This window comes from Mesorhizobium sp. M8A.F.Ca.ET.208.01.1.1 (assembly GCF_004791315.1).
Taxonomy (GTDB): Bacteria; Pseudomonadota; Alphaproteobacteria; order Rhizobiales; family Rhizobiaceae; genus Mesorhizobium.
On record NZ_SRUT01000062.1, the window covers coordinates 1 to 426 of the forward strand.

Annotated in this window: 1 pseudogene; it reads left to right on the forward strand. The window is 63.1% G+C overall.

The features are described from left to right. A pseudogene (locus EN851_RS36605) lies at positions 1 to 426 on the forward strand (hypothetical protein); the annotation flags it as partial.

Consider the following 426-nt stretch of genomic DNA (forward strand, 5'->3'; position numbering starts at 1 on the left):
GGCCGACGCGCTGTGGGCGGTAGGTATCGCGGCGACCTGCAATGCTGGTGGTTCAAAAAAATGGGCGCCGCATTACAACGAGCTGCTCGCCGGCGCCCACATCGTCATGATCCCGGACAACGATGATGTCGGCCGCGTCCACATGCAGCTGGTGGGCTCGCAACTGCGGCCGGTGGCGTCGTCTGTCCGTCTGCTCGACATTAGGTCGTTCTGGCCTGAGGCGCCCAACAAGGGCGACATCTGGGACTGGGCGCAAACCGGTGTCGACGTCGGCACGCTCTACGACCTCGTTGACACGCATTCGAAGCCTTGGACGAAGGAACTACCACGATCGCGCTTCAACGCGGTGCCGTTCGCGCGCATCGATGAGCCCGGTCCGGAGCACGAATATCTCATCTTCGAGGTGCTCACCCGGCATGAGGTCGC